The 795-nt window shown below is 40.6% G+C and carries 2 protein-coding genes; both read left to right on the top strand.

What is annotated here, in order from left to right:
• Nucleotides 1-42 precede the first annotated feature (42 nt).
• Nucleotides 43-396 carry an ISAon1 family transposase N-terminal region protein gene (locus E4F24_RS07725; RefSeq protein WP_235891176.1) on the top strand — a complete coding sequence of 118 codons (354 nt, stop codon included), beginning with the start codon at nt 43-45 and terminating at the stop codon, nt 394-396.
• A partial coding sequence (locus E4F24_RS07720; RefSeq protein ID WP_140938125.1) for a transposase occupies nt 389-795 on the top strand: 407 nt, incomplete at its 3' end. The genes E4F24_RS07725 and E4F24_RS07720, both read left to right, overlap by 8 nt.

Raw genomic sequence — 795 nt, 5'->3', positions numbered from 1 at the left:
AATAAATAAATTCTTAGTTTAGCAGTCTTAAAATATATTACCTTGCAAGACGCAGAACGTAGACTTTTGACCTTATTGATGCCCGAAGGGCTGTTAGATTATTTCGATATCATGGAAGTTATCCAGGTAGAGAAAGAACTCCATATCCATCTGGATGAAAAAAATATTGTTCCTTCGGGTTATGAAGACAGTAAACTGGAATCCAAGGGTTTCATGCCTGTTTCAGAAATTAAAGACTTTCCCATTCGAGGTCAGAAAGTTACTCTTCATATTAAACGTAGGCGTTGGACGGTGTTAGCTACACAGAAAATCATTACCAGAGACTGGAACCTTGTTCGTGAAGGTGCTCGAATGACTACGGAATTCGGGCTTTTTTTAAAGGGGATATTTGGATAACTATCCGATCAGTGCCCATCTTTTGGGGCTTCTGTTTCAGTTGGATGGCAAACAGCTTCAAGATCAGTATAAGAATCACTTAAGCGACTTTCATGATTGGAACCAGAAACCTCATGCTGAGTACTGGACTGTATTCCCTAACAATATATCCGAACAGCTCAGTATCGATGAGACCAGTTTCAGTAATGGTGAACTTTATACTATCGTAAGCAGCAAAGCCTCCAAGGGCAAAAAGGGGACTATTGTAGCTACCATTAAAGGAACAAAGGCAGAAGATATTATCGCTGTATTAGAGCGTATTCCACTTAGGCTAAGGAACAAGGTTAGGGAAGTAACGATGGATATGGCTCCCAATATGGCAAAGGCTATCCGTAGGTGTTTCAGGAATGCCAGACGGGT

Source organism: Sphingobacterium lumbrici (genome assembly GCF_006476045.1).
Classification (GTDB): domain Bacteria; phylum Bacteroidota; class Bacteroidia; order Sphingobacteriales; family Sphingobacteriaceae; genus Sphingobacterium; species Sphingobacterium lumbrici.
Note: the sequence above shows the minus strand (reverse complement) of the source record. Positions and strands in the feature narration are given on the sequence as shown.